Annotated in this window: 22 protein-coding genes and 1 tRNA gene; 11 read left to right on the top strand and 12 right to left on the bottom strand. The window is 43.2% G+C overall.

Features of this window, described 5'->3' with window-relative positions; genetic code table 11:
* Nucleotides 1–147 precede the first annotated feature (147 nt).
* Both FHW88_RS27915 and FHW88_RS27910 read left to right on the top strand, forming a co-directional pair.
* Complete coding sequence (locus FHW88_RS27915) at nt 148–1,536, top strand: LutB/LldF family L-lactate oxidation iron-sulfur protein (protein ID WP_176628826.1); 1,389 nt, start codon at nt 148–150, stop codon at nt 1,534–1,536.
* 4 nt (nt 1,537–1,540) lie between these two features.
* Nucleotides 1,541–2,059 carry a dihydrofolate reductase family protein gene (locus tag FHW88_RS27910; RefSeq protein ID WP_176628825.1) on the top strand — a complete coding sequence of 173 codons (519 nt, stop codon included), beginning with the start codon at nt 1,541–1,543 and terminating at the stop codon, nt 2,057–2,059.
* Between the two features lie 81 nt (nt 2,060–2,140).
* Here FHW88_RS27910 and FHW88_RS27905 read toward each other — a convergent pair whose 3' ends face one another.
* The 4 genes from FHW88_RS27905 to FHW88_RS27890 form a co-directional block, all read right to left on the bottom strand.
* Nucleotides 2,141–2,701, bottom strand: a complete 561-nt coding sequence (locus FHW88_RS27905) for a hypothetical protein (protein ID WP_090534765.1) — start codon at nt 2,699–2,701, stop codon at nt 2,141–2,143.
* 209 nt (nt 2,702–2,910) lie between these two features.
* Complete coding sequence (locus FHW88_RS27900) at nt 2,911–3,834, bottom strand: ROK family protein (RefSeq protein ID WP_176628824.1); 924 nt, start codon at nt 3,832–3,834, stop codon at nt 2,911–2,913.
* A 61-nt stretch (nt 3,835–3,895) separates the two neighbouring features.
* Complete coding sequence (gldD, locus tag FHW88_RS27895; RefSeq protein ID WP_255485473.1) at nt 3,896–4,507, bottom strand: gliding motility lipoprotein GldD; 612 nt, start codon at nt 4,505–4,507, stop codon at nt 3,896–3,898.
* Entirely contained in the window at nt 4,471–5,277 is an 807-nt protein-coding gene (locus FHW88_RS27890; protein ID WP_091173039.1) for a shikimate dehydrogenase family protein, read from the bottom strand. Before FHW88_RS27890 ends, gldD begins: the two co-directional genes overlap by 37 nt.
* 361 nt (nt 5,278–5,638) lie before the next feature.
* Here FHW88_RS27890 and FHW88_RS27885 point away from each other — a divergent pair, with 361 nt between their 5' ends.
* Nucleotides 5,639–8,353, top strand: a complete 2,715-nt coding sequence (locus FHW88_RS27885) for an ATP-binding protein (RefSeq protein ID WP_176628823.1) — start codon at nt 5,639–5,641, stop codon at nt 8,351–8,353.
* A 637-nt stretch (nt 8,354–8,990) separates the two neighbouring features.
* On the opposite strand, the gene pyk is transcribed toward FHW88_RS27885, so the two are convergent.
* Entirely contained in the window at nt 8,991–10,430 is a 1,440-nt protein-coding gene (gene pyk, locus FHW88_RS27880; RefSeq protein WP_112651752.1) for a pyruvate kinase, read from the bottom strand.
* A 65-nt stretch (nt 10,431–10,495) separates the two neighbouring features.
* Entirely contained in the window at nt 10,496–10,921 is a 426-nt protein-coding gene (locus FHW88_RS27875) for an IPExxxVDY family protein (RefSeq protein WP_255485472.1), read from the bottom strand.
* 148 nt (nt 10,922–11,069) lie between these two features.
* Here FHW88_RS27875 and FHW88_RS27870 point away from each other — a divergent pair, with 148 nt between their 5' ends.
* From FHW88_RS27870 to rnc, 3 genes are read left to right on the top strand one after another with little or no spacing between them, the layout of a single operon-like run.
* On the top strand, nt 11,070–11,306 hold the full coding sequence (locus FHW88_RS27870; RefSeq protein ID WP_031266521.1) for an acyl carrier protein: 237 nt from the start codon (nt 11,070–11,072) through the stop codon (nt 11,304–11,306).
* Nucleotides 11,307–11,325: 19 nt separating this feature from the next.
* Nucleotides 11,326–12,579 carry a beta-ketoacyl-ACP synthase II gene (gene fabF / locus FHW88_RS27865; protein ID WP_090534755.1) on the top strand — a complete coding sequence of 418 codons (1,254 nt, stop codon included), beginning with the start codon at nt 11,326–11,328 and terminating at the stop codon, nt 12,577–12,579.
* A gap of 10 nt (nt 12,580–12,589) precedes the next feature.
* Nucleotides 12,590–13,315: a ribonuclease III gene (gene rnc / locus FHW88_RS27860; RefSeq protein WP_090534754.1), complete on the top strand. Its 726-nt coding sequence runs from the start codon at nt 12,590–12,592 to the stop codon at nt 13,313–13,315.
* Between the two features lie 18 nt (nt 13,316–13,333).
* Here rnc and FHW88_RS27855 read toward each other — a convergent pair whose 3' ends face one another.
* Complete coding sequence (locus FHW88_RS27855; RefSeq protein ID WP_129567832.1) at nt 13,334–14,143, bottom strand: hypothetical protein; 810 nt, start codon at nt 14,141–14,143, stop codon at nt 13,334–13,336.
* A gap of 224 nt (nt 14,144–14,367) precedes the next feature.
* Between FHW88_RS27855 and FHW88_RS27850 the strand changes: the two genes are divergently transcribed.
* The 3 genes from FHW88_RS27850 to nadD all read left to right on the top strand — a co-directional run bounded on the left by FHW88_RS27850 (nt 14,368) and on the right by nadD (nt 16,587).
* Nucleotides 14,368–15,243 (top strand): YicC/YloC family endoribonuclease, encoded by an 876-nt coding sequence (locus FHW88_RS27850; protein WP_229701771.1) that lies wholly within the window; start codon nt 14,368–14,370, stop codon nt 15,241–15,243.
* A gap of 101 nt (nt 15,244–15,344) precedes the next feature.
* Entirely contained in the window at nt 15,345–15,926 is a 582-nt protein-coding gene (gene gmk, locus FHW88_RS27845; RefSeq protein ID WP_090534749.1) for a guanylate kinase, read from the top strand.
* An 88-nt stretch (nt 15,927–16,014) separates the two neighbouring features.
* Nucleotides 16,015–16,587: a nicotinate (nicotinamide) nucleotide adenylyltransferase gene (nadD, locus tag FHW88_RS27840; RefSeq protein ID WP_090534747.1), complete on the top strand. Its 573-nt coding sequence runs from the start codon at nt 16,015–16,017 to the stop codon at nt 16,585–16,587.
* 71 nt (nt 16,588–16,658) lie between these two features.
* On the opposite strand, the gene FHW88_RS27835 is transcribed toward nadD, so the two are convergent.
* The 4 genes from FHW88_RS27835 to FHW88_RS27820 all read right to left on the bottom strand — a co-directional run bounded on the left by FHW88_RS27835 (nt 16,659) and on the right by FHW88_RS27820 (nt 21,076).
* Nucleotides 16,659–17,120: a MaoC family dehydratase gene (locus FHW88_RS27835; protein ID WP_090534746.1), complete on the bottom strand. Its 462-nt coding sequence runs from the start codon at nt 17,118–17,120 to the stop codon at nt 16,659–16,661.
* Nucleotides 17,121–17,183: 63 nt separating this feature from the next.
* Nucleotides 17,184–18,800, bottom strand: a complete 1,617-nt coding sequence (locus FHW88_RS27830; RefSeq protein ID WP_176628821.1) for an ATP-dependent DNA ligase — start codon at nt 18,798–18,800, stop codon at nt 17,184–17,186.
* Nucleotides 18,797–19,894: a ligase-associated DNA damage response exonuclease gene (locus FHW88_RS27825; RefSeq protein WP_176628820.1), complete on the bottom strand. Its 1,098-nt coding sequence runs from the start codon at nt 19,892–19,894 to the stop codon at nt 18,797–18,799. The genes FHW88_RS27830 and FHW88_RS27825 overlap by 4 nt, the downstream gene beginning before the upstream one ends.
* A 243-nt stretch (nt 19,895–20,137) precedes the next feature.
* A complete protein-coding gene (locus tag FHW88_RS27820; protein WP_176628819.1) occupies nt 20,138–21,076 on the bottom strand; it encodes an LD-carboxypeptidase in 939 nt (312 codons plus the stop codon).
* A 121-nt stretch (nt 21,077–21,197) separates the two neighbouring features.
* Between FHW88_RS27820 and metG the strand changes: the two genes are divergently transcribed.
* Both metG and FHW88_RS27810 read left to right on the top strand, forming a co-directional pair.
* Nucleotides 21,198–23,267: a methionine--tRNA ligase gene (gene metG, locus FHW88_RS27815; RefSeq protein WP_176628818.1), complete on the top strand. Its 2,070-nt coding sequence runs from the start codon at nt 21,198–21,200 to the stop codon at nt 23,265–23,267.
* Nucleotides 23,268–23,405: 138 nt separating this feature from the next.
* Nucleotides 23,406–23,477: transfer RNA gene (locus tag FHW88_RS27810), tRNA-Arg, on the top strand.
* Between the two features lie 162 nt (nt 23,478–23,639).
* Here the strand turns inward: FHW88_RS27810 and FHW88_RS27805 are convergent.
* The gene (locus tag FHW88_RS27805) at nt 23,640–26,729 is read right to left on the bottom strand and encodes an ABC transporter permease (RefSeq protein WP_176628817.1); all 3,090 of its coding nucleotides are present in this window, start codon (nt 26,727–26,729) and stop codon (nt 23,640–23,642) included.
* Between the last annotated feature and the right edge of the window lie 237 nt (nt 26,730–26,966).

The following is a 26,966-nucleotide window of genomic DNA, read 5'->3' as shown; positions in this document are numbered from 1 at the left end:
ACCACGGGTTACGCTGCGCTAAACCCGCGGCAATGAGAAGCTTTTAAAACTTTCTAACATGCTATCTGTTCAAAAACAACCACTCACATAATCAACTAAATCAACCACTCACCCAAAAAATAAAACAAAAATCCTACTTTCGCATATATGGGAGCAACCGCTGAAGAATTTTTGGTAAAATCGGAGGAGAAGGCTTTTGATGCCGATCACCGTCGCATCATCAACTTCAATATTGACCGGTACAATACAGCGGTATCGCGGGGCCTTTCGCGCATTATCAATTTAGATAATGCCAAAAAGAAAGGTCATGTGCTTAAATGGAAGGTGATGGAAAACCTGGATAAGTTCCTCCCCGAATTTGAGGCCAATTTTCAGAAACGAGGCGGCAAGGTGATCTGGGCTAACGACGTAGAAGAGGCCCAGCGTGAGATCCTGAACATCATCAAAAAAGCCGACGCCAAAACTGTGGTGAAATCCAAATCGATGGTTACGGAAGAAATTCACCTGAACGAGTTTTTAGAGAGCAATCAAATAGAATCGCTTGAAACCGACCTGGGTGAATATATAGTGCAGCTGTTGGGCCAAAAGCCATATCATATTGTTACCCCGGCTATGCACCTCAGCAAGGAGGATATCGCGAAACTTTTCCACGAAAAATTTGGCACCCCCATTGATGCCACGCCCGAACAAATTACCCTGAAAGCCCGTGAGTTGCTTCGTGAAAAATATGTACAGGCCGATGTAGGTATCACTGGTGCCAATTTCTTATTAGCGGATACCGGCAGCATCGCCATCAGCGAAAATGAAGGCAACGCGCGCCTTTGTACTACATTCCCTAAAATCCATATTGCCATTGTGGGGATCGAGAAGATCATCCCTTCCATTACCGATCTGGACTTGTTTTGGCCAATGCTATCTACTCATGGCACCGGGCAAAATCTTACCGTTTACAATACTATATTAAGTGGTCCGCGCCGGCCGGATGAAACCGACGGACCTGAGGAAATGTACGTTGTACTGCTGGATAATGGCCGCACCAATCTGCTGGCAAAAAAAGACCAGCGCCAGGGCCTTTACTGCATCCGTTGCGGGGCTTGCCTTAACGGTTGCCCCATTTATAAAAACATTGGAGGCCACACTTATGCCACCACTTACAGTGGCCCGATAGGCTCTATTATTACTCCGCATACCCAGGGGATGGAAAATTTTAAACACCTGAGCTATGCTTCAAGCCTGTGCGGTAAATGTACCGAGGTTTGCCCGGTTAAGATCGACATCCATAAAATGTTGCTCCTCAACCGCCGCGATGCGGTGAACGAAAACCTGGTTACCAATAAAGAACGCTGGGGCTGGGCTATCTGGAAAAAAGGAATGCTTAAACGCAAACTCACCGATTTTTTTGGCGGAGGCATGAAAAACTTCCTGCTTAAAACCTTCTTTAAACGTACCTGGGGCCATTTACGCGAGATGCCGCATGTAGCTGATAAATCATTTAGCAAGCAATGGCAGGAAATGAACAACACACCCGAAGAATAATGCTATGCGTAAAATAATTTTAAACGTAGCTGTTAGTCTCGACAGCTATATTGAGGGCCCTAATGGGGAGTACGACTGGTGCTTTGACGACCAGGATTATGGCCTTACCGACTTTTTTAAAGCCTGTGATGCCATCTTCATCGGGCGCAAAAGTTATGAGCTGATCATGCGTACCGATCCAAAAATGTTTGCCGCCATGAAAATTTATGTGTTTTCAGATACACTTCATGATCCGCAAGCTGATAATGTTGAAATACTGAGGTCTGCTGATTTTAAAAACAGGGTCGAAGAAATCAGGAGCCAGGAAGGACGCGATATCTGGTTGTTTGGCGGGGCAGAACTTGTTGAAGCGTTTATCAAAAACAATCTAATCTCCGAATTATTACTATCCGTACACCCGGTAATTTTAGGTAGTGGAAACCCCCTTTTTACAAATATAAAAGAACGCATTAACCTGGTATTGCTTGGTGCCGAGCAATTTTCAAGCGGACTTATTCAACTCAGGTATATCATCAAACCGTAGTTCAATTTGGAATTGCTTAATGGCATTGTAATTCGAAAGCTTATAGTTAAACGCCATATGCCCGCTCTGCGCTTAGGTACCCTATCCTACTTCAATAACCACAAAATCCTTTTGCATCCGTTTCACCTGCTCGGCCATGCGTTTAATAAACAGGTAATTTGCCGTACCGCCAATAACCGCGCCTACAACCGGAACCAGGCGTTCGGCAGTGCGGGTACCTAATATCATGAGCATCCTTTCGGCAATGCCCTCCATCATGGATTTGGTGATAGCCACGCCGGCTTCCACCCTTACCGATGTTGCTACTAACGACATAAAATCGTCGAACCCATTATCATACGTGCCCCGGTAATAATACATAATGCCCATAATAGCCCTAAACTGCTGGGTGATTAAATTGATGAAATCAAATGGGATCCCCGCTACGAGGGTAAACATCCCCCCGCTGCCTGCCATAGCCCCCGAACCTGCTGCAAGACAAGCGCACTGGTTAATAAAACCTTCGAGGCCGAGTTTATCAACGCCGTTTTTTATTTTAAGCTGATCGATACCTTCAAATATCTTCCTAAACCCCATATGGGCAAGGCTTTCGGTATGCAACCGGATATCATTACCTATTTTATTGAATTTGATGAGTTTCATTGTTTATTAATTAATGGCAGTTATTAAGCCGCTGTGTTATTAACAACAGATCCATCTGCGTGTTTGTAAATTTGGCGGAAACAGAACAATAAGTTTTAAGGAATAGCTAAACCATATTTCCATCCTGGTCGGGATGGTTACTATAGAGGCAAGCTTATTCAGGTGGAATGATTTTCTGAAATTGTGAGAAACTGACCTTGAAGGGTTAATTAACCTATATGCCTCCTCAGGTTTTCAATTGCCCCAACGGGCACTGCCAATTCGCCTAATTCGGCTATTACTACCCCTGGCCCGGGCAAAAACAGGATCATGGTATTAGCCCGGATGGCGTTTTGTACCCGAACGCGCAAAGGCTCACCCAATAAGGATAAGCCTCCGCCTAACACTATAATATCCGGATGAAAGAGATGAACAGCATGTGATAGGCCGAAGCCCAGGTCGGCAGCGGTATCATTCAATATTTTCAGTGCATCTGCATCTCCCTGTTCCAAAGCAGTTAGTAACATTTTGGCCTCGCCTCCATTTACATCCGCACAAAGTTGGGCCAGTTTACCATCAGGCTTTTGAGCGATTACTGTACGGATCTTTTTGTCAACCGCCCAGCCCGAGCAGCTATCTTCAAGCGTAAGGCCTTCGCGGTTAAGGCGGATGTGCCCTATCTCAGCTTCTCCAGGTTTGGTCCCGTGATAAATTTGGCCGTTAATGACCATTCCGGCACCTGCACCACTGCCAAGAGTTACATAAAATACATGTTCATAGTTACGCCCGGCCCCTTTTAATGCCTCGCCAAGGGCCGCTGCATTAGCATCATTCTCCAAAATAACCGGTACATTAACCTGCTGCTTCAACCAGCCAGAAATGTTAAATCCGTCCCACCCGCTTAACTGGTGCGACTTAGCAATACAGCCCGCCTGCCGGTCAACCGGTCCGCCAAAACCGATGCTTATACCTTTAATGATATACTCTTTTGAAATATTGGTGATGGTTTGGGCAATATGCTCCCTGATCCCTGCGGCAGCCAACACTCTGTCTACCGCAAAACGAAATGTCCTGTTGATAACAAAACTATCATCGGCCAAAACTATTTGCAGTTTGGTTCCACCTATTTCAATACCTATATAGCAATTTTGCATGGTTAAAATATCCAGCTCTTAAAGTCTTGCTTCTATTATCTTGTTGTCTTGCTTCTGGCTTCTACTTCCACTTAAAACTCTTAATCATCACCGCCATGTCCTGCTTTATAAAACTAAGCACAGGTTGTATGGAGTCGAGCCGGGGTTCGGTGTTAAAATATAGCGCTCCCCGGATATAACTATGCACACTATCCGTAAGGAAAAACTGCGCTGATGAAGCGGCATTGCCGTCTATAGTATAGTAAATGCCATAAACCTTTTTATCAGCATAATGGATAATGCCTTCGTCAATGGATGTGGCTTTTACGGTATGCTTAAAGGCGAAGGTGCGGGCATCCTCCACCAGTTGGTTAAACTCTTTTTTTGAGGTGATGGGCTGATAGCTTAAATGCAGCGTGGCATTAAACCGCGGGAACTGCATGTTTATCCAGCAAGGTTTGGCACCCCGCTTTTTATCTGGTTCAATAAAGGCGTACCTGGGATATGTAAAAGCATACGGACAACCGGCAGCATAATCCTGGTATTCTTTTTTAGGGAACGCAATGCGATAGTAGCCGCGGGGCTTGGGCGCGTAATCATGATTGCCGCTGCATGCGGACAAAAACAATAGCACTGCTGCCAGTAAACTTACATACTTCATGGATGTTTCTCCTTTGAGTTCCAGATCTCCCATGATTTTTCGGCCTGTAAAACCAGCATTTCGTAACCATTTTTGGTAACAGCACCGCGCTCGCGGCCGTGTTTTAAAAACAGGGTTTCTTCGGGATTATAGATCAGGTCGTACAAAATATGATTTTCGCCAATAAAATCATAAGGTATAGGCGGGCATTCATCAATATTAGGATGGGTACCCAAAGGAGTTGTATTGATGATAAGTTTGTGCTGTAAGATATGGTGTGGCTGAAGATCTTTAAACAGAATATTATCCGCATGGTGTGTTGGCTTGCGGGTAACAACTTTATAGGTGATACCTAAATTTTCCAGTACACATTTTACTGCTTTTGCAGCACCTCCATCGCCCAAAACCAGGGCGTCATCATTGCCATCGCCAATTAAAGGCTTTAATGATTCCTCAAACCCATAAATATCGGTATTATAGCCTTCCAGTCTGAAATCATGGTCTTTAACCCCTATCTCGCCCGAAAATGCGGCTTCAATCGGGCTTTCGGCAGTCACCCTGATACAGTTTACGGCGCCGGCTGTACGGGCGTCATGCTCTATCCAATCTAAAAAAGGCAGCACGTTTATTTTATGAGGAATGGTTACATTAAGACCGCAAATATCCGGATGCTCATCAAGCAGGTCCTGCAGGTCCTTGATATGCTCAATAGGGTAAAGATCATAGCGTGCATCTGTAATCCCTTCGTTTTTGAATTTTTCGGTAAAAAACTTTTTTGAAAATGAATGAGAAAGCGGAAAACCAATTAGCCCGTAGTGTTTCATGGTCAATTTTATAACGATATCAGCTGCTAAAGTAATCAATTATAGCTTAAGCTGGCATAGCTTTAATGGTGTAATATTAACAGCAAAATTGGCAGTTTTAACTATTGATTTAAAACGGGTAAGCTGAAAAAACCTTGAATAAAAATTGTTTATAAGGAGATTTATTTCAAATTAGGGTAATTCCGGCCGCTGATAAAATTGTAATTTGGGCTTCAATATCATGGTCCCTATTACAATTTACCCTATTCATCTTTTCCGAAGGACCATCACTTTTTGTGTTATCATTTTATGCAGCTTTGCTGCACTGGCTCAAAGTCAATCCCGGCCCGCTAAAGAACCTGTATTAAAAATGCTCCGCAGCATGAAAAGTCCGGATTCGGCAGCTGTGCTTACAAAAAAGCTGATCGATTCGGCCAGGAAAAACAACAATAAACCATTTGAAGCGCGGGTATTGCTGGCCCGGGCTTACCAGGCTTATGGCATAGGTAATGAACATGATGCTTTAACGTTTGGCCGTGAAGCTACCAAATTGACAACCCCGGCCGATTCACTTACTTATGAAAAAGCACCAATAATGGTAGCCTACATGCTCAGTCGCGAGGCCAAAACGGTTGAAGCCTTAAATGTTGCCTTTAAAATACTGAAAGAGTGCGATAATCGGGGATGGAAAAGCTTGAGTATAGACTGTCGAGCTTGTATTGCCGATATTTATCGATCTATAGGTAACCCTAAACAAGCCCTGCCTTATGCTGAGCAAGCTTCAAAAGATGCATTGAGCATAAAAGATACAGCTTCTTATATTTTTGCGCTGAGTAACCTATCCAACATCCTTTCCGAACGGAGTATATCGTCGCCGGGTAACCTGGTAAAAGCTACCCTGCTAATGGAACAGGTACTTGATAAAAAGTATGCTCATTTTCTTTCAGATTTTAGCATAGCACGTTACCAGGGCAATCTGGGCCGGCTTTACCTCATGACCAACCAGGATAAAAAGGCAGAGGAGATCCTGATGAAATCACTGGAATTATCCCGCAAAGGCGATTTCAAAACGCTCGAAAAGCATAACCTTAATGAACTTATGACCATGTATGTTGATCATAAGGAGTTTAAAAAGGCCGCACGATTCGGTGAAATGGCCGTTAGCCTCCAACCCGAATCACAAAGTAACATCACCGTACAAAAAAACATCTATAATCATTTAACCGATGCATATGAAGGTATTGGTGATTATAAAAACGCTTTTAAGTATAGTTATCTGTACCGGCGGCTTAATGACAGCATCAACCAGCTCGATAAAGCAAGGGATGCTTCCGAACTGGATAAAAAATACCAGGCCGATAAACGATTATTAATCGCCGCCGGTGAAACTAAGCTGGTGGAGGTACAACGGAATTTTTTAATTGTGCTTGCGCTGTTTATAATAATGGCCTCCATTATCAGTTATCGTTGGTTTATTCTTAAAAAGAAAAGAGAGACGGCCTTACTGGCCGAAGAACATAGTCAGCTGGAAAAAATGGATGCTATGAAAACACGCTTTTTTGCAAACATAAGTCATGAATTACGCACTCCATTAACGCTCATCATGGGGCCGGCGGTTCAGCTCCTGGCTTTTACTAATTATGAAGATGAACAGCGTAACATGCTGCATTCGATATTACGCAATAGCAAAAAGCTACTCAATATGACCAACGAATTGCTTGATCTTGGCAAGTTGGAAGCAGGGAAATTAGCATTACAACCCAAGCCCGTTGCATTATTATCATTTGTGAAGATACTATACCAGGGTTTTGTATCGGCCGCTGAATATAAACAAATCGATTACAGATTGCTCAACTCTATTGATCCGGCGCTTTTTGTTTTGCTCGATCAGGAAAAGTTTGAAAAAATAGCCAATAACCTCATCAGTAATGCCATTAAGTTTACGCCTTATGCAGGTACTATAACCATTACTGCTGATATAAGGCAGGAAATGATTGAGTTTGGAGTAGCCAATACCGGTGTGGGGATTCATCCGGATGATCTGCCCAATATTTTTGACCGTTATTACCAGGGCAGGGGTAATAACGCGCTCTTAGAAGGCGGCACAGGCATAGGCCTTGCTATAGCGCGTGAACTTACAGAACTGATGGGCGGGCATATTGCGGTTGATAATAATTGGGGAAAGGGTGTGTTTTTTAAGATAGTTATCCCGCTTAAGGCAACTGAAAAGCCGGCAACTGAAATGTCCGGAACAGAAGCCGTAATTGTTTCGAATAGTAAAACCGTGGGGAAAGACACTAACGGGGAACTTATTATGCTGGTTGAAGACCATCATGAAATGGCTGCTTATATTGCAGATATTTTACGGCCACAATATCGACTCATCACTGCCGGCAATGGCCGCGCAGCACTGCAAAAACTGCAGGATATGCCGGTAATGCCCAGCCTGATCATATCAGATGTGATGATGCCCGAAATGGATGGCTTTACCCTGCTTGAAACCCTGAAGCAAAGCCCGGCTTACTGCAACATCCCGGTGATCATGCTCACCGCATTGGCCAATACACGGCATAAGCTTAAAGCGCTTCACATTGGTGTTGATGATTATCTCACCAAACCATTTCTAAGCAGCGAATTGCTTGCACGCACTGTTAATCTTATTAATAACGCCGCCGCCCGCTCCGGGGCTACCATTCCTGATGATGATGAGCTGATTACAGGAACCAATGGTCAGCAGATTGAACAACCGGCAGAAAATCCGGGCTTGAAACTTTCGCCTGCCGATTTATCCTGGCTTGCGGAATTGGAAGCCCAGGTACGAAAACATACCGGCAAAACCGATCTTACCCTTGCCGCACTGAGCTATGAACTGGCGATCAGTGAGCGGCAATTGTTTCGCCGCATAAAATCAATTACCGGACTTACGCCTAATAAATACATCCGCGCCATTAAATTACAAATAGCACGCGAAGCTATCGAAAGCGGCAAGTACCGCACCATTGCTGAAGTGTCATATGCCGCGGGGTTTGATACACCTGCATATTTTGGCAAATTGTTTAAGGAACATTATGGCCGCGACGTTAACGAGCTACTTTAAACAATCCGGCCGGCTATCATTGTCTTTTTAATTTCAGAAATCTTTAACTGACAGGAGGCTTTTTTTAAGCAAATGGCGGTTTTATAAAGCTAAATGGCAGTTTTATTATATCGCTTTTAAGCAGCTTTGTGAGATACAATCACCCCCTAATATAATGACTGTGACTTTTAATGAGGATAATCTCCGTACCCTTAACAGCCAAACCGATACAATACCAACTATCGGCAAAGCGCCTGATGCAATATGCCCAAGATGCAAAAACAAATTTTGCGACCGGATAAAAAGAGGTGCTATTGTTAAACTGTTGCTTCCCCGGCTTGCAGTAAAACGCTATCGCTGCAGCAGGTGCTCAAACAGGTTTTATAAACGCGGATAAATTTATTTAAGCATCTACCTTTTATTTTTTAGGATAGCAAGAGAAATCAGCCTTTCAACTTAAACCTGAATTATGCCTGATTTTAATTGTGCTTTGCCGGTTTACCCTCGGGTAGCCGGCATTGTTTTTCATGAACGGATCATCTTATATCCCATAGGGCGGAACTCGCTATTCCATTGATACCTGCATATACCGCCAACAAAAAAGCCCGCCAGTTATCCCGGCGAGCCCTCTTCATTAAAAGTAAGATTTTAAATAACCTTATTCCACAACGCTTAATTTAAGCGTATTGGTTTTACCCTGTTTAATTATAGGGGTAGAAGCAGTGTTAACAACTACGTCGCCCGTTTTAATCAGACCTTCGGCTTTAAGAGTGTCATTAACATCAGCAATGGTTTGATCTGTGCTTTCCAGCTGATCATAATAATACGCCCTCACACCCCAAACAAGGCTAAGCGCATTCAATAGCTGCTTGTTGGATGTAAATATATATGTACTGGCTTTAGGCCTGTGGCTTGATATTTCAAATGCAGTATAACCTGAAGTAGTCATGGAAACGATACCTACCGCATTGCTTTGCTCAGCAATATGTACGGCAGATTCGCAAAGTGCATTGATCAGGAAATCCGGAGAAGAAGGGTCTTTAACTGTCGCTTGCTTTGGGGCGTTAAACGGATAGCCTAATTCTTCAACATTGCGTACAATTTTGGCCATAGTTTCAATAACAATAACCGGGAACTCACCAACTGATGTTTCGCCGCTTAACATAACCGCATCGGCACCATCAAGTACAGAGTTGGCAACGTCATTCACTTCGGCACGGGTAGGGCGAGGTGTGGTGATCATTGATTCCAGCATCTGGGTAGCTACGATAACCGGTTTTGAAGCAGCGCGGCATTTACGGGCAATCATTTTTTGCAGTAACGGTACTTCTTCAAGCGGCATTTCAACACCAAGATCACCACGGGCAACCATTACACCATCTGTAGCAGCAATAATGGCATCAATATTTTCAATAGCTTCCGGCTTTTCAACTTTGGCAATTACCTTAGCCGCCGAACCGTTGCGTGCTATAATACGTTTCAGGTCAATGATATCCTCACCTGTGCGAACAAAAGAAAGACCGATCCATTCAACATCCTGTTTAAGGGCAAATTCAAGGTTGATCAAATCTTCTTCTGTTAAGCTTGGGATAGACACTTTGGTGTTAGGCAGGTTAACCCCCTTGCGTGACGTTAAGATACCGCCGTGAACAACCTCACATATAACTGTATCAATTTTGTTGGTTTCAATAACCCTTAACTGCAGTTTGCCGTCATCAAGCAAAATAATTTCGTTTGCCTGCACGTCCTGTGGGAAGGTATCATAAGTAATATAGATCTGCTCATCGTTACCAATGCACTCGTGAGTGGTAATTTTAATGTGCGTTCCGTTAACTAAATGAATACCGCCGTCCTTTACCAGTCCGATGCGGATCTTTGGGCCCTGTAAATCGGCCAGGATACCTACGTTGGTTTTGTATTGCTCGTTAATTTCACGGATAAGATCGATCACTACCTTATGATCTTCAGGCTTACCGTGCGAAAAATTAAGACGGCAAACGTTGACACCTGCCTTGATCATCGCTAATAAAACATCCTTTTTAGCTGATGCCGGCCCCATGGTGGCAACAATTTTTGTACGATTATAGTATAGTTCCATATTATTCGGGTTAAAACTGGAGGGTATTTAATGATTGTAAAACCAACATCTTTTTAAATTCGGCGCTAAAATAAAAGATTTTCCCGTGATTTTATTTTTTTTGGGTCAATCTTTACAGCTGCAACTATCTCTGGTATTTTATTAAGCGATGAAATGATCGTATCAAGCTCATTATCATCTATATAGTTACGGATCATTAAAAAATAGTCGGCACTTTTTATTTCAGGCACCAGGTAGCCATCTGAACCTTTATTGCCTATAAAGAAGAAGTCTGTTTCGGTGGTTTCCCAGCTGTAACGGTATAATGAAAACAAAACAGGTTCGCTCCCGGGGTAAATATCTACTTCCAGGTCATCGGTTTTTACGAAATTAAAATTCAAGTACCTGTTTATAAGAAAACAAACCCGGTAATCTTTAAGTGAGCTTGTTACTGCAATGAGCACAAAATCAAAATCGATCTCAAACTTTAAAAATTTCCTGTTCAAAATCATTACTTTTACGCCGTCAAAATTACTAATACAAACCGTTTCAATAAAATTTTGTTTAGAGATTTATATTGTAAAAGTTTTAGATTTGTTTATTGACAGAATTTATTTTTCTTTGCACTGAATTTTTATTAATCATTAAACTATAAAGACTATGTCTGATATCGCTTCAAGAGTAAAAGCTATTATCGTAGAAAAACTGGGTGTTGACGAAAGTGAAGTTACGCCAGAAGCGAGTTTCACCAACGATCTTGGTGCCGACTCGTTAGACACCGTGGAATTAATCATGGAGTTTGAAAAAGAATTTAACGTGGCTATTCCTGACGATCAGGCTGAAACTATTGGTACTGTTGGCCAGGCAGTTGCTTACCTTGAAAAAAACGTTAAATAAAACTCCTTAACTGGATTAAATGGAGTTTAAAAGAGTTGTAGTAACCGGGCTTGGAGCACTTACTCCTATTGGTAACACTGTTTCAGATTATTGGAACGGACTGATCAATGGAGTAAGTGGCGCTGCCTTGATCAAAAGTTTTGATACCGAAAAATTCAAAACTAAGTTCGCGTGCGAAGTAAAAGACTTTGACGCAGATGGTTTTTTGGGCCGTAAAGACGCCCGCAAATTGGATCCTTTTGTACAATACGCCTTATTTTCAACCGAAGAAGCCGTAAAAGACGCAGGATTAGATTTTTCAAAACTGGATACCAGCCGTATTGGCGTTATCTGGGGCTCGGGTATTGGGGGGTTAAAAACTTTCCTCGACGAGGTGACGGCCTTTGCCAAAGGTGATGGCTCTCCGCGTTTTAACCCGTTCTTCATCCCTAAAATGATTGCTGATATAGCCCCCGGCCATATATCTATTAAATATGGTTTGCGCGGCCCCAACTTCACTACTGTTTCGGCATGTGCTTCATCAAATAATTCCCTGATAGACTCATTTAACTACATCCGTTTGGGTAAAGCTAACATGTTCATCAGCGGTGGTTCTGAAGCCATTATCAACGAAGCTGGCATAGGTGGTTTTAACGCCATGCACGCGTTATCAACCCGTAACGATGATCCGGCAACGGCATCGCGTCCGTTTGATCTGGATAGGGATGGTTTTGTGGCCGGTGAAGGAGCAGGTACTATTATTTTAGAGGAGTTAGAGCATGCAAAAGCCCGCGGCGCTAAAATATACGCCGAAATGGTGGGTGGCGGCATGAGCGCCGATGCCTATCACATGACAGCACCTCATCCCGATGGCTTAGGTGCCGCATTTGTAATGCGCGCAGCCCTCGAAGATGCTAACCTTAGCCCTGCCGATATTGATTATGTGAACGTTCACGGCACATCAACCCCAATCGGTGATCCGCAGGAAATTAAAGCAATACAGGATGTGTTTGGCGATGATATTTACCGTATCAACATTAGCTCAACCAAATCAATGACAGGCCATTTACTTGGTGCTGCCGGCGCGGTTGAAGCTATTGCATCGATACTGGCATTAAAAAATGGTATCATCCCTCCAACCATTAATCACTTTACTGATGATCCGGCTTTTGATCCTAAGATCAATTTCACTTTCAATACCGCTCAAAAACGCGATATTAATATAGTGCAAAGCAATGGATTTGGTTTTGGCGGACACAACGCTTCTGTAATATTTAAAAAGTACGAAGATTAATTGTGGTTTGATGCCTATAAGTCGGTTCTACAAGCTTTATATATCACCCAACAGAAAGTATGTTAAAATTTTAAAGAATTTGCTCGGTTTTGTGCCGGGCAATTTGTCTTTATACCGCATGGCTTTCCGTCATAAATCGGTAGCCCAAAACATCAAGAAGGGGGTAAAAAACAGTAACGAACGCCTGGAGTTTTTGGGCGATGCCGTACTGGGCAGTGTTGTTGCTGAAGTACTTTTTAAATTATACCCTTATGAAGATGAGGGCTTTTTGACCGAATTACGCTCAAAAATAGTAAGCCGTGTAAACCTTAACGCACTCGGAAAAAAACTTGGCTTTGATAAATTGATTGAGTATGATAACCGCATGCTTAACTCAAGCAGGCAGGGATCATTACTGGGCGATGCCTTTGAAGCCCTGATTGGCGCGGTTTATCTGGATAAAGGCTATGACTTTACCAAAAACTTCCTCATCAACCACATCATAAAACCTCATATTGATATTCATACGCTTGAGCAAACGGAAACTAACTTCAAAAGCAAGCTTATTGAATGGTGCCAGCGACATGGCCGCGATATTATTTTTGAACTGGTAACCAACCAGGACGGCGAAAGTACCAAGCTTTTCACTGTACAGGCCAATATAGATGGTGAAGTAATGGGCTCGGGCAAAGAGTTCAGTAAAAAGAACGCCGAAAAGCTTGCCGCCGAAAAAGCCTGCGAAGCCTTGGGCATCTGATTCAAAGTTTTTTAACAATTAAAGCGGTGGCTGCTTTTCTTTTTTAAGCTGCACCGGCCCCTCTCCCAGCTTTACAGTTGAATCGGGCACGATGAATGTTGGACTGTTTAGCTTTTCGAGCTTTTCTTTATCACTGCTGTTTTTGTAATATTCATATGCCCGTATGGTGTGCTTTATCAGGTCATAATCAGTCCAGGCTTTAATATCTTTGTAGGTAGGCGTATAATAATTCATGAATTTACGGGCAAGGCTATCGGTAGCCAGGCCGGTATATTGTTTCACAAATGGGATGTTGTAATGTTTGTGAATTTCGGCCTGCTCCAATTCGCTTTGGGCGTTTTGAGCAAAGCGACGTGCGCGATTGGGGGTTGTGCCCAAAAGCTCATAAAGACCGGTTACCGGGTTACTTAAAAAAGATAACGCCGGCGGCTTGCCATTATAATAAGTTCCCTGTTTCTTATAATCGTTCAATACCTGGTTTATTTCCTGCCGTTTGGTTTGGCCAACAACTTTTACCTCGTCAAGTTTTATAATGGGCTGCATGTAAACGGGCATGTCGCTATTGTTCAGTACCACTACTTTTTGAGGGGTATAGTCATCGCGGGAAAAAAGCAGGGTATCGCCAACACGAGTCTTTATGCTAAACCAGCCAACATCATCACTAAGTATCAATGTTTTGGTATTCAGATCTTTAACAAAAACCTGTCCTACACGCTCATTAGTCACCTTTTTTGAGATAACCCCTTTTACCGTAAACTCCTGGGCCGAAACATGAACGGTTATAAGGCATAGAACGCCTGTTACAAGCAGGTATAAATAGTTGCGCATCAGTGATAATTGAACGTAAATATAGGAAGTGTATTTTATTTGAAATGTGAAAAAGTGTTAAAGCGCTTCGCTTTGGTGATTGGAGGTTAGAGACCAAAGGTTAGTTTTACTTTTTTTGAATGATAAATTCTCTCTATTGAATTTATTTCAAATCCGAAATTTAACAGTGACCTAACCTCTAATCTCCGATCTCTAACCTCTAACTAAATTTGCTATCTTTGCGCATGATAAAATCCATGACAGGGTATGGAATTGCCAGTTTTGATTCGGGCAGTACAAAATACACCGTAGAGGTTAAATCCCTGAACAGCAAATTTTTAGAATTATCACTTCGTTTGCCGAAGATTTTTGCCGAAAAAGAGTTTCAGCTGCGTAATGACTGCAGCAAACTTATCGAACGCGGTAAAGTTAATTTATCTATCAATACCGAGCAGGTAAGTCAATCAGTAAAAGCGGCCGGCATTGATAAAGATCTGCTCAAACATTATTACAACCAGCTAAAATCAGTAAGCGAAGAGCTCGGCGAGCCAACCGGCAACCTGCTTCAGCTGGCATTGGGCTTACCCGAAGTTGTTAAATACGAAGAAGATACCATATCCGAAGATGAGTGGAAAGCCGTTGAAAAAACTTTTCAGCAGGCGATGGCCGCTTTCCAGGACTTCAGGGCTCAGGAAGGTAATGTTATTGAACAGGAGATTAAAGGGCGTATTAACACTATATTAAAAAACCTGGAGCTTGTTGAACTGGAAGATCCTAAACGTGTTCCTTTGATTAGAGAGCGCCTTAATACATTCTTAGCAGAAGCCGCAAGCCGCGAAGCTATAGATCAAAACCGGTTTGAACAGGAACTGATCTATTATATTGATAAGCTTGATATTACCGAAGAAAAGGTAAGGCTGAAAGCGCATTGCGAATACTTTATCGAAACATTAAAAAACGCTGATGCAAACGGCAAAAAGCTAGGCTTCATTTCGCAGGAGATTGGTCGCGAGATCAATACATTAGGATCAAAAGCCAATGATGCCAACATCCAGAAACTGGTAGTAGGCATGAAAGAAGAACTTGAAAAAATTAAAGAACAACTGTTAAACGTATTATAGTATAGTCATTGAGTCATGAGGTCATTAAGTCATTGATTGCTTTGTAAGCAATTTTTGAAAAATGACGCAATGACTTAATGACGCAATGACGTGTATAATCAATGACCAAAGAAGGTAAACTCATCATATTTTCGGCTCCGTCGGGTGCTGGTAAAACCACAATAGTACATCATTTGCTGGGGAAAATTCCTGATCTTGAATTTTCCATTTCGGCCACCACGCGTGAGCGCCGCGGCGATGAGGTGCATGAAAAAGATTACTATTTTATAAGCAAAGAAGAGTTTTTGCACCGCATTGCCAAAAAACAGTTTGTTGAATTTGAAGAGGTTTATACCGGTACTTTTTATGGCACGCTCCGTACTGAAATTGAGCGCATTTGGGCAAAAGGCAAAACAGTAATATTTGATATTGACGTTGAGGGTGGCCTTCACCTTAAACGCAAATACGGTCCCCAGGCTTTGGCTATATTTGTACAACCGCCATCGCTTGAGGTTTTAATTGAAAGGTTGACCGGCCGTGGCACCGATAGCGAAGAAAAACTGAAAGAACGCTTTGCTAAAGCAGAAAAAGAGCTTAAATACGCTCCGCAATTTGATATTATACTCAAAAATTACGATCTTGAAACTGCTTGCGCAGAGGCTGAGGAATTGGTGAGTAACTTTATTAGCCCCCCGGCCCCCTAAAGGGGGAGTGCAAAAAACTCATTTTGTACACCGGGAGCATTTAATCTACAAAACTTTTAATTTCCCCTTTAGGGGTTAGGGGCACAACATGAAGATAGGCTTACTGTTTGGTTCATTTAATCCTATACATATAGGGCATTTGATTATTGCCAATTATATGGCAAACCATACCACGCTTGATAAGGTATGGCTGGTTGTATCGCCCCAGAATCCGTTAAAAAAGTATGGCGATCTGATCAACACTTATGACAGATTGGAGATGGCCCGCCTGGCTACTGATAATGCAACCAATATTAGTGTGAGCGATGTTGAGCTGAAGTTGCCCCAGCCATCGTATACCATTGATACCCTTACTCATTTAAAGGAAAAATATCCCGAGCATGAGTTTGCCCTCATCATGGGTTCGGATAACCTTGGCTCCCTGCACAAGTGGAAAAACTATAAGCTTATCCTGCGCGATTACCGCATTTACGTGTACCCGCGCCCCGGGTATGAAAACGCCGAACTGGCCGATCATCCTTCGGTTACCATCACCATGACGCCGCTTATGGAACTTTCGGCTACGTTTATCCGCAAATCAATAGCCGAAAAAAAGAACGTGCAGTTTTTTGTACCAGATCCGGTATTGAAATTTATTGAGAGCAAAAGCTTGTACAGGTAACTCTGTAAATCTAAATCGCCCGTCATCGCTTCGTACCTCACAGCAATAACGGGCGATTATTAAGTGTGGGTTTACCCAATAAAATGATATAAAAACACTACTTCGCCGGTGAAAGCCGGTTTGCGTTGGTCTTTTATTTCAAGTTCGATGGCCATGGTGGATTTCGTTGTGCCACGAAGGTTAAGCAAGCTGGTCAGCTTTACCTTTAACCGTACTTCATTATCAACCAGCACCGGTTGTGCAAAACGAAGGTTTTCGATACCGTAATTAATTTCCATTTTCAGGTTTTCGATCTTTACGATCTCTTTCCATAGGTGAGGGATAAGTGAAAGTGTAAGGTAGCCATGTGCAATGGTTGACTTAAATGGGCTTTCAGTTTTTGCCCTTTCCGGGTCGGTATGGATCCATTGATGATCGAGGGTTGCATCGGCAAATTTGTTGATCTGCTCCTGCGTAATGGTGTGCCATGATGATACGCCAAGGTCGTTGCCAACCTGCTGTTCAAACTCCTGAAAACTGCTGATTACAATCATATTGGTTTATTGATAGTTAGGTTTTTTTAATATTGAAGCCGCAAAGGTATTAAATTATAGTGTTTATTCGCCCAGTAATGCCTTTAAGCTTTCCAGTGTATCAGCCTCTTCTTTGGGTTTATCATGCCGCCACCTCAATATCCGCGGGAACCGCAATGCTATGCCCGATTTATGACGGGTGGATTTATTGATGCCCTCAAAACCTATCTCAAACACTAACTCGGGCTTTACGGTACGTACGGGGCCGAATTTTTCGATGGTATTGCGTTTTACAAAATAGTCTACCTTATTGATCTCCGCATCGGTAAGCCCCGAATAAGCCTTGGCAAAAGGTACCAGCTTGTCGCCATCCCAAACGGCGAAAGTGTAATCGGTGTATAGGTCGGCCCGGCGGCCATGACCTTTTTGTGCGTAAATCATTACAGCATCAACCGATAACGGATCGATCTTCCATTTCCACCAATCGCCCCGGCGGCGGCCTACCTGGTAGGCCGCGCTTTTGCGTTTCAGCATGATCCCCTCGGCTATCATAGCGCGCGACTGTTCCCTGATACTTCCAAGCTGCTCCCAGCTTTCAAACTGAATCAGCGATGAAATACGGAACACTTCGGAATACCGTGTCTCTGTTTGTAACTGTTCCAAAATTTCCCGTCTTTCAGTTTGGGATTTATAGCGGATATCTTCGCCTTTATGTTCCAGGCAATCATAAGCAATAACGGCTACCGGGCTTTCTTCCAGAATTTTTTTGCTGAGATTTTTTCTGCCGATACGCGTTTGCAGCACGTTAAACGGCATAGGCAAGCCATTTTGGAAACTGAGGATCTCACCGTCAATCACCGTACCATCGGGCAGGGCATTTAAAAAGAGATGCAGCTCAGGAAACTTTTCAGTAGCCAAATCTTCTCCACGGCTCCAGATAAAAATCTCGCCGCCGCGCTTTATCATTTGCGCACGGATCCCATCCCACTTCCACTCAGCCTGCCAATCGAATGCATCACCGAGGGCGATCCCTACTTCAGCGGGAGTTTTTTGTTTTTCGGACGTTTCCTGGATAGGATAAGCCAGGAAAAAAGGATAAGGCCGGGAGATATTAGCTTCGGCATCCTGCTCTGCCATCAATTGCGAAAACTGATAAGTTTCGGGCAGCCAGCTCCCCATAATGCGATGGGTAAGTACTGCGGGTTCGAGTCCGGAAATATCCGCCAGCGCCTTGATTACCAAATTTTGTGATACGCCAACCCTGAAACTGCCGGTTAGCAGTTTATTAAACACAAAGCGTTCCTGGCTATCCAGCATGGCCCATGAATCCATCAGCCATTCTTTTTTTTGCTCTTCAGTTTTATCGTTAAGGGCATTAATCTCGGCTATCCATTCGGTAAGCGTTTTGCTGCTGCTTGCGTCACTTTGAGGCATAAGTAGCGCCATAGTTTCGGCGAGGTCACCTACTACATGATAGCTTTCCTCAAAAAGCCAGGCCGGGATGTGTGATGCCTCGATAGCCCAGTTACGTACCAAGGTTGAGTTGATCTGCCGTTTTGGCCGGCGACCGGTAAACAAAGCAAGCATGTGCATTTTATCGGTATCGGGCACCGTGTTAAAATAGTCTTTTAATACTTTAACCTTTTCGTTGGTTTTATTGGTTTCGTCAAGCGAAAGAAAGAGTTGGGCGAAGGCTTTCATGAATCGGCCCCTCCAACCTCACCTAAATCCTCTCCAAAGGAGAGGACTTCCTTTTCTGGTTCTCCGGCGCTTGGAGCCTCCCCTTCGGGGAGGTTGGAGGGGTCTTCTTCGCCTCCATACAAAGTATGCACCTCCCGGGCATTAAAACCAATCTCATTTAAATATCTCGAAAACGTGGCTGTGTATCCATGGGTAAGGTAAACGCATTCACACCCCGTAGCATCAATAGCACTAATAAGGCCATCCCAATCGGCATGGTCAGAAAGCACAAAACCCCTGTCGGCAGCGCGGCGGCGTTTGGCGCCACGGATGGCCATCCAGCCAGAGCAATAACCAAAACTATAAGGCTGAAACTTCCGCATCCAGGGCGTACCTACTGATGAGGGCGGCGCTATGATGATGCCTTTGCGCACCTCTTCTTTTGAACTTTCGGGGGTTATCCGCTCAGTTGGGTTTAACAATACGCCATTACGGCGCAAGGCTTCGTTGGTATTTTCGATAACACCATGAGTGTAAACTATGCCATTAAACAAATCGAGGTTTTGCAAGATTCGTTGTGCTTTACCTAAGGAGTAACCTACAATTACTGTTGCCAGTCCGTTATCGAGATTATGACGCCACCAGCTATTGATCTCATTGAAAGTTTGTACCTGCGGCTTCCATTGGTAAACCGGCATCCCAAAAGTACACTCTGAAATAAAGTGATGGCATTTAACCGGCTCAAACGGAGTAGAAATCCCATCATCTTCTACCTTGTAATCGCCGGATACTACCCAAACCTCGCTTTTGTATTCAACCCGGATCTGCGCTGAGCCGATCACGTGGCCTGCCGGGAAGAGAGACACAGTAACACCATTCTTGTGTACTATTTCACCATACTCAACCGTTTGCAGGTTGATTTCGCCTAAACGGTACAACAAAACCTCGCGCGAAAGATGATGGGCAAGGTAATGTTTATGCCCCCAATAAGCATGATCAGCATGGGAGTGGGTTATTACAGCATCATCAACCGGCTTCCATGGATCGATATAAAATTTGCCCTGCGCGCAGTAAATCCCTCTATCTGTAAATTCAAGCAGCGGTTTTTTAGCCATGTTATATAAACTACTGATAAGCAAATTGGTTTGCCCCCCGGCCCCCTAAAGGGGGAGCATCCCAAAAACAAAAAAAATGTCATTTCGATAGAGCAAGGGCAGACTTGAGCGGCGGGGCGAAAGAAAAATCTTATACGCCATGCAGGCCGCTATGCATGGCGTAAGATTTCTCCTCCCCCCTTCACACATTTTCCACAACCGGTTCGTCGAAATGACATTTTCTTTTGAAGCTTACGTTGTTGGTTATTTAAACCACAACTTCGCCTGCTTTTCATCTACCTGCAATCCCACTTCTCGCCCTAATACCAAACTGTTATTATCGGGGATATGCCCTGCCGGGAAATCGAAACATACTGGGTAGTTATATTCTTTAACAATCTCCATCACTATTTGGGACACAGTTTGGCCAAACGGTATGTCATTATCTTTAATATCAGTAAAGCCGCCTACTACCAGGCCGGCAAGATTCTTTAGTTTACCCGCCCTGTCCAACATGCGCAGCATCCTGTCTACCGAATACAGATATTCACCAACATCTTCAATAAATAGAACCTTATTGTTATAATCCAGATCGGACACCGACCCTGCAGCAGCTACCAGCAACGATAAATTACCGCCTACAATGGTACCTTTGGCTTTGCCGGGTTTATTAACATCATGTGTTGCAAATTCATAATTTAATTCTTCGCCAAATAGTGCCCGCCTTAACGTATCGATCGAATGTTTGGATGCATCAGGGATATTAACCGGCATTTGCCCGTGAATAGTTTGGGCACCATAATTAGTGAACAAGTGCGTATGCAATAGGGTTATATCGCTAAAGCCAATAAGCCATTTGGGATTTTGTGAAAAACGGCTAAAATCAACTTTGTCAATCATCCTCACGGTTCCGTAGCCCCCGCGGGCGGCAATGATGGCTTTGATACTGTCATCGTCAATAAAACGCTGCATATCGGCTGCCCTAAAATCATCATCGCCGGCAAATTGATGAAATGAGGCTTCTACAGTATCTCCCAAAACAACTTCCAGTCCCCAGCTCTGCAGAAGCGCGATAGCATCTGTCATGGGGTTGGGCAGTTTTTTGGCAGGGCAGGTGATGGCTATTTTGTCGCCTTTTTTGAGGTATGGAATTAGTCCGGAAGTCCGCAAGTCCGCAAGTCCGGAAGATTTTATATTATTCATTTGTAAATTATAATAAAACTATGTGTTCGGTCTTCAGACTTTTCCGACTTTCGGACTTCCGACTTCCTCACTCCCACTTAAATCAATTATCTTTGCACACTATTTACCAAGGCGATATTTAATGTCACAACTCAACAAATATAAACGATTCACCATTACATCGGCCCTGCCTTATGCCAACGGCCCCTTACATATCGGTCACCTTGCTGGTGCTTACCTGCCGGCAGATATTTTTGTGCGGTATTTAAGGCTGAAAAAGAAGGACGTGGTGTACATATGCGGCTCGGATGAGCACGGTGCTGCTATTACCATCAAAGCCAAAAAAGAAGATACTACCCCGCAGGCCATTATCGACAAATACCACAAACAGATAAAAGATAGTTTTGAAGAGTTCGGTATCGCATTTGATATTTATCACCGTACCTCGTCGCCTATTCATCATGAGCTGAGCCAGGAGTTTTTTCTGAACCTGTATGAAAAGGACGAGTTTATTGAAAAATTCTCCGATCAGTATTTTGATGAAGACTATCAGCAGTTTCTGGCCGACCGTTATATCATTGGAACCTGCCCTAATTGCGGTAACGAAAATGCCTACGGCGACCAGTGCGAGCGCTGCGGTACCTCCCTTAGCCCTACCGACCTCATCAACCCAATCTCAACCCTGAGTGGCAAAACGCCCGTGCTTAAATCAACCAAACACTGGTACCTGCCTTTAGATAAATACCAGCCATGGCTGGAGCAATGGATAGATGCCAAAGAAGGCAGCTGGAAAGTGAATGTTTTTGGCCAGTGCAAATCATGGCTAAAATCGGGCTTGCAGCCACGCTCCATGACCCGCGACCTTGACTGGGGTATTGACGTTCCATTAGCCGAAGCCAAAGGCAAAAAGCTTTACGTGTGGATGGATGCGCCTATCGGTTATATTTCGGCCACCAAACAATGGGCTATTGATAATAAAAAAGACTGGAAACTATACTGGAAAAAGCAAGCCGACGAACAGGACGATGCTTGCTTATTGCATTTTATCGGTAAGGATAATATCGTATTCCATTGTATTATTTTTCCATCGATACTGCATGCGCACGGCGAATATATTTTGCCGCAAAACGTACCGGCCAACGAGTTTTTGAATTTAGAGGGTGATAAACTTTCCACTTCACGTAACCACGCGGTTTGGCTGCATGAGTACCTGGAAGAGTTTCCGGGCAAACAGGATGAATTACGCTATGTGCTAACCTCTATCCTACCCGAAACCAGCGACAGCGAGTTTACCTGGAGAGATTACCAGGCCCGGGTAAATAACGAGCTGGTGGCTATCCTGGGCAACTTCGTGAACCGGGTAATGATACTGATGCATAAGTTTTACGATGGTAAAATTGAGGCGGATACCGACAGGATTGAATTTACCGACGAAAGCCTGAGCAACGGCATCGGCGAATATTACGACGAGATAGAGAAGAACCTTGAAGCTTACCGCTACCGCCAGGCTTTGCAGGCGGTAATGGATGTGGCCCGCTTAGGTAACCGCTACCTGACCGAAAAAGAGCCGTGGAAAACCATTAAAACAGACCCTGCCGCTGCCAAAGAAGCGCTGCACAACTGTTTGGTACTGATTGGTCATCTGGCTACTGCTGCGCAGGCGTTTTTACCGGCTACAGCTAAGAAGATCATTACCATGCTTAACTTGCCAAATGAGCCGATTGCTTATGACCATGAAATGTATTTCAACAACGGCCACCAGTTGAACCCGGCTGCGCTGTTGTTTGAAAAGGTAGAGGATGATGTAATAGAAGCCCAGCTTAAAAAACTTGCAGATAAAAAGGTAGTAGCTCCACCAAAATCGGCCGATGTGCTGCCAGCAAAGGAAAACGTTAATTACGAAACCTTTGCCACCATGGATATCCGTATGGGTACCATTTTAGCTGCCGAAAAGGTTGCCAAAACCAAAAAGCTGCTGAAACTAACCATTGATACCGGTATCGACGAACGCACCGTAGTATCAGGCATTGCCGAATATTACGAGCCGGAGAACATCATCGGTCAAAAAGTGAGCATCCTGGTAAACCTGGAGCCAAGGGAGATCAAAGGCATTGTATCGCAAGGCATGATCCTGATGGCCGCAAACAGCGAAGGCAAGCTGAGCTTTGTTGCCCCTACTGAAGATTTCCACAATGGCGCAGTAATTCGTTAAATGTGCAGACTTCAGGTGCGAAGATGCGCAAATGAGCAGTTTTTAAATTTTGAATTTTAGGGTGTGATTTTTCATTGAAAAATTGCACCTTTGCAAACTAAATAAAAGATCGGTCTTTTTTGAGGCTGATTTTTAAACGGTCCCGTAGTTCAACGGATAGAATAGGAGTTTCCTAAACTCTAGATATGAGTTCGATTCTCGTCGGGACCACGTATACTTTTTTCAAGAGCAATCATAAGCCTGTAAATGTTTAATTTACAGGCTTTTTAGTTTTGGTAAAATGACCATTTTTAACATCATTTATTATAAACCCTGATTGCCTTAACTTTTACCCGTAGATTAAGCTATGCAATCGTTCTTTTTGGTACAAGCCTATTCAGAACGGAGTGTTTTCACCGGATTAGCCATTGCAGCCTTTATCGCCTGAAAGCTTACGGTAATCAGCGCAATGGCTAAAGCGGCAAATCCAGCTATGGCGAACATCCAATATTGTATTGTTGTCCGGTATGTATAGCTCTGCAGCCAGTTGTGCATCAACCACCATGCTACCGGAAAAGCAATAACACATGAAACAGTTACCAATTGCAGAAATTCTTTAGCCAGTAAACCGGTTAGTGCTGTAACAGATGCGCCGAGTACTTTCCTTACACCAATCTCTTTTGTACGGCGTTCGGCCGTATATGCAGCCAATCCAAATAAGCCCAAACAGGAAATAAAGATGGAGAGCATGGCAAACAATCCTGCAAGGCTACCAATAAGCGTTTCGGAGGAAAACAGATCATTAAAATCTTTGTCGGCAAACCTGAATTCAAAGGGGAAACCCGGGTTTTCCTTCATCATTACCTCACGGGTTTTTTCCAACCCCTTCGACAAGTTTACGTTTGGTTTAAAGCGCAAGGCCATCACAGTGGCTGAATAATTACCGTTAAACATTACTAAAGGGGCCCCACTTCCATATACATCATTGTATATAAAATCTTTAATTATGCCAACTATGGATAGTTTGTATCGTCCCGTGGCTATTATGCTTCCAAGTTTACCTTCTTTACCCATCAATCTGGCCATGCTTTCATTGATAATCACACTTGTACTATCCACCATACCGGGGTAAAAATCCCGCCCTTCAACCAATTGCATATGCATGGTCTTCACGTATTCAGCACTAACCACGTTTGAATGAATTGCAAGTTTAGCATTTGGATTTTTTCCCTGCCAACTAAAGCCGTTGCCAACACTATACACGTGCAATGCATCGTGTAAACTTGTTGCTGCGTTTTCAACATACCCCGTTGCAGTAAGATCGTTTTTTATGGTGCTGAAGTGGTCTTTCATGTTGCCTTGCATATCCATATAAATGAGGTGATTCTTATTATAACCCAAATCTCTTTCCTTTATATGCTGAACTTGCCTGTAAACCACTATAGTGGATATAATCAAAATAACGGATGAGGCAAATTGTATGATCACCAGCCCCTTGCGAATAAAAATAACACTTGCGGCGCTTTTTACTTTAATGCCTTTTAAAGCTGTTATCGGATTAAATGACGATAAATAAAAGGCCGGATAAAGTCCGGCAACAATCCCGGCTATTATACCGATACCCAGCAGTCCCCCGAGATGGGTAAGGCCAAACAAGTTAACTGATAGCTGTTTTTGTACAAGGTTATTGTAAAATGGCATTAATATGTACAACAGGGCTACGGCCATTATTATTGCAATAAATGACATCAGCATTGATTCGCTGATAAATTTTCCTATTAAATTTACCTTGTTTGCTCCTATGACCTTAAGCACGCCTACCTCTTTACCACGCTGCTCCGAACGTGCTGTGGATAGATTCATAAAATTGATGCAGGCTATAAGCAGAACAATAATCGCTATCATTGAAAAAAGCTTTACGTACTTTATACTGCCTCCGTTTTGCATGCCGTTTACAAAATTGCTTCGCAAATGCCAGTCATTCATGCTAAACAAAAAACACTGATTGGTTGCTTTATCAACTTTAGTGGCTAAATAGGTTTTTAATTTTTTATTAATGGTTGCAGTGTCGGCCGTTGGCGAAAGCTCAACAATGGTTTCTGTAAGGTTATTGCCCCAGGGCTTTAACCAGGTATTTGCATTTTCCCATGTGGTATACGGAGAAAGCCATTGAAAATGATAATAGCAATTTGCAGGCAGATCTTTGTATACACCGGTAATCTTATAAAGCCCGTCAACGCTATATGCTCCTTTAGCATTCATTCTGATGGTTTTCCCAACTGGATTACTGTTACCAAAAAATTTGCGGGCCATGGTCTCACTGATTACCACATCATTAGGATTGTTCAATGCTGTTGTAAGGTCCCCATAAATAAAGGTTAACGAATACATAGAAAGTACCGAAGGATCAGCGTACATACCGTTTTCTTTAACAGTTTTTTCACCTAATACAACAAGTTCATCCATTGCCCAACTGAGCCGCCCGCTATTAACAATCCCGGGGATCTCCGCTTTCAAAGCTGCAGCGAGCGGCCCCGGCGTTGAACCGTTAGTATTTATGCCCGCATCGCTTTTTTCATTTTGCATAACATGATACAAGTGGTCGCGCTTCGCGAAATTGTGGTTGAAATTCAATTCATCTTCAACCCACATAAAAATTAGCGCGGCACTAACTATACCTGTCGCCAAACCCACAATGTTTAAGGAGCTATAAACCTTATTCTTTTTTAAATTTCGCCATGCGGCTTTGAAATAATTTTCAAACATATTGTTGCGATTTAATTTGTAAGCAGACCACTTAGTTAGCGGATCATGACTCAAAATTAACGGCGCAAGTTGGTTGCTACCTCCCAGGTTATAAGATGGGAGTACTTTTTGAAGGTGATTTTTATATTCAAGCGGGCTTTTTCCGGTTAGCTGCTTAAAAATACGGTGAAAGCTACTTTGCGAATTAAAGCCCGATTCAAAAGCGATTCCGAGAACGGTTATATGATCATAAGCAGGGTCTTGCATTTTACGGGTCGCCGCCCTAACACGGTACGCATTGATGAAATCATTAAAGGTTTTTTTTAGCGCCTGATTGAGGATCCGCGATAGTTCGTGTGCGGTAATGCCCAGCTTTTCTGCAAGAGAACTTAAACTTAATTCAGGGTCCTCGTAATACCGGTTCTGTTCAACAACCCTTTTAAGCCAGATTCCTTTTTGCTTAAGATCCGATGTTAGCAAAGGCGTTAAATTTAAAACAGCGGTTGACTGTACTTCAATTTCCTGTCTTAAAAATGCCCTGGCTGCCATACATATCAAAGTCACCATCAAGAGAAAATAGATGGGATAGTAGGCTTGAACGCTTAATTCGTAACGGTAAAAGCAATAGTCGGCAACCGTAAAAGGTATCCACAGCAACCATATTAACCCCAAGCCCGAAAGTAGGTTTTGAAGCCATCGAAACTCGTGCCGGTACCGGTCCCCGCCATTGAATTTCATTTCCTTATAAAAGTTTTGGCTCAAAATATAACATCGGTGTAAGTAAACAATGACCGAGATGAATGTTAAAAAATGAATGCCAGAGTTTGATAATTGAAATAGAAGTGAATTGTAATTTATCAGCCCTGTATTAAGGGCTTTGTTTGCCTGTAAAAGATAAAAGCTTAATTCCAGCAACGAGGGAACAAAGTGTAGTAAATCCTGGCGTTTGAGTTTTTGTTTAGGATAAATTATGCT

The organism is Mucilaginibacter sp. SG538B, assembly GCF_013376065.1.
In the GTDB taxonomy this organism is placed as follows: Bacteria; Bacteroidota; Bacteroidia; order Sphingobacteriales; family Sphingobacteriaceae; genus Mucilaginibacter; species Mucilaginibacter rubeus.
Note: the sequence above shows the minus strand (reverse complement) of the source record. Positions and strands in the feature narration are given on the sequence as shown.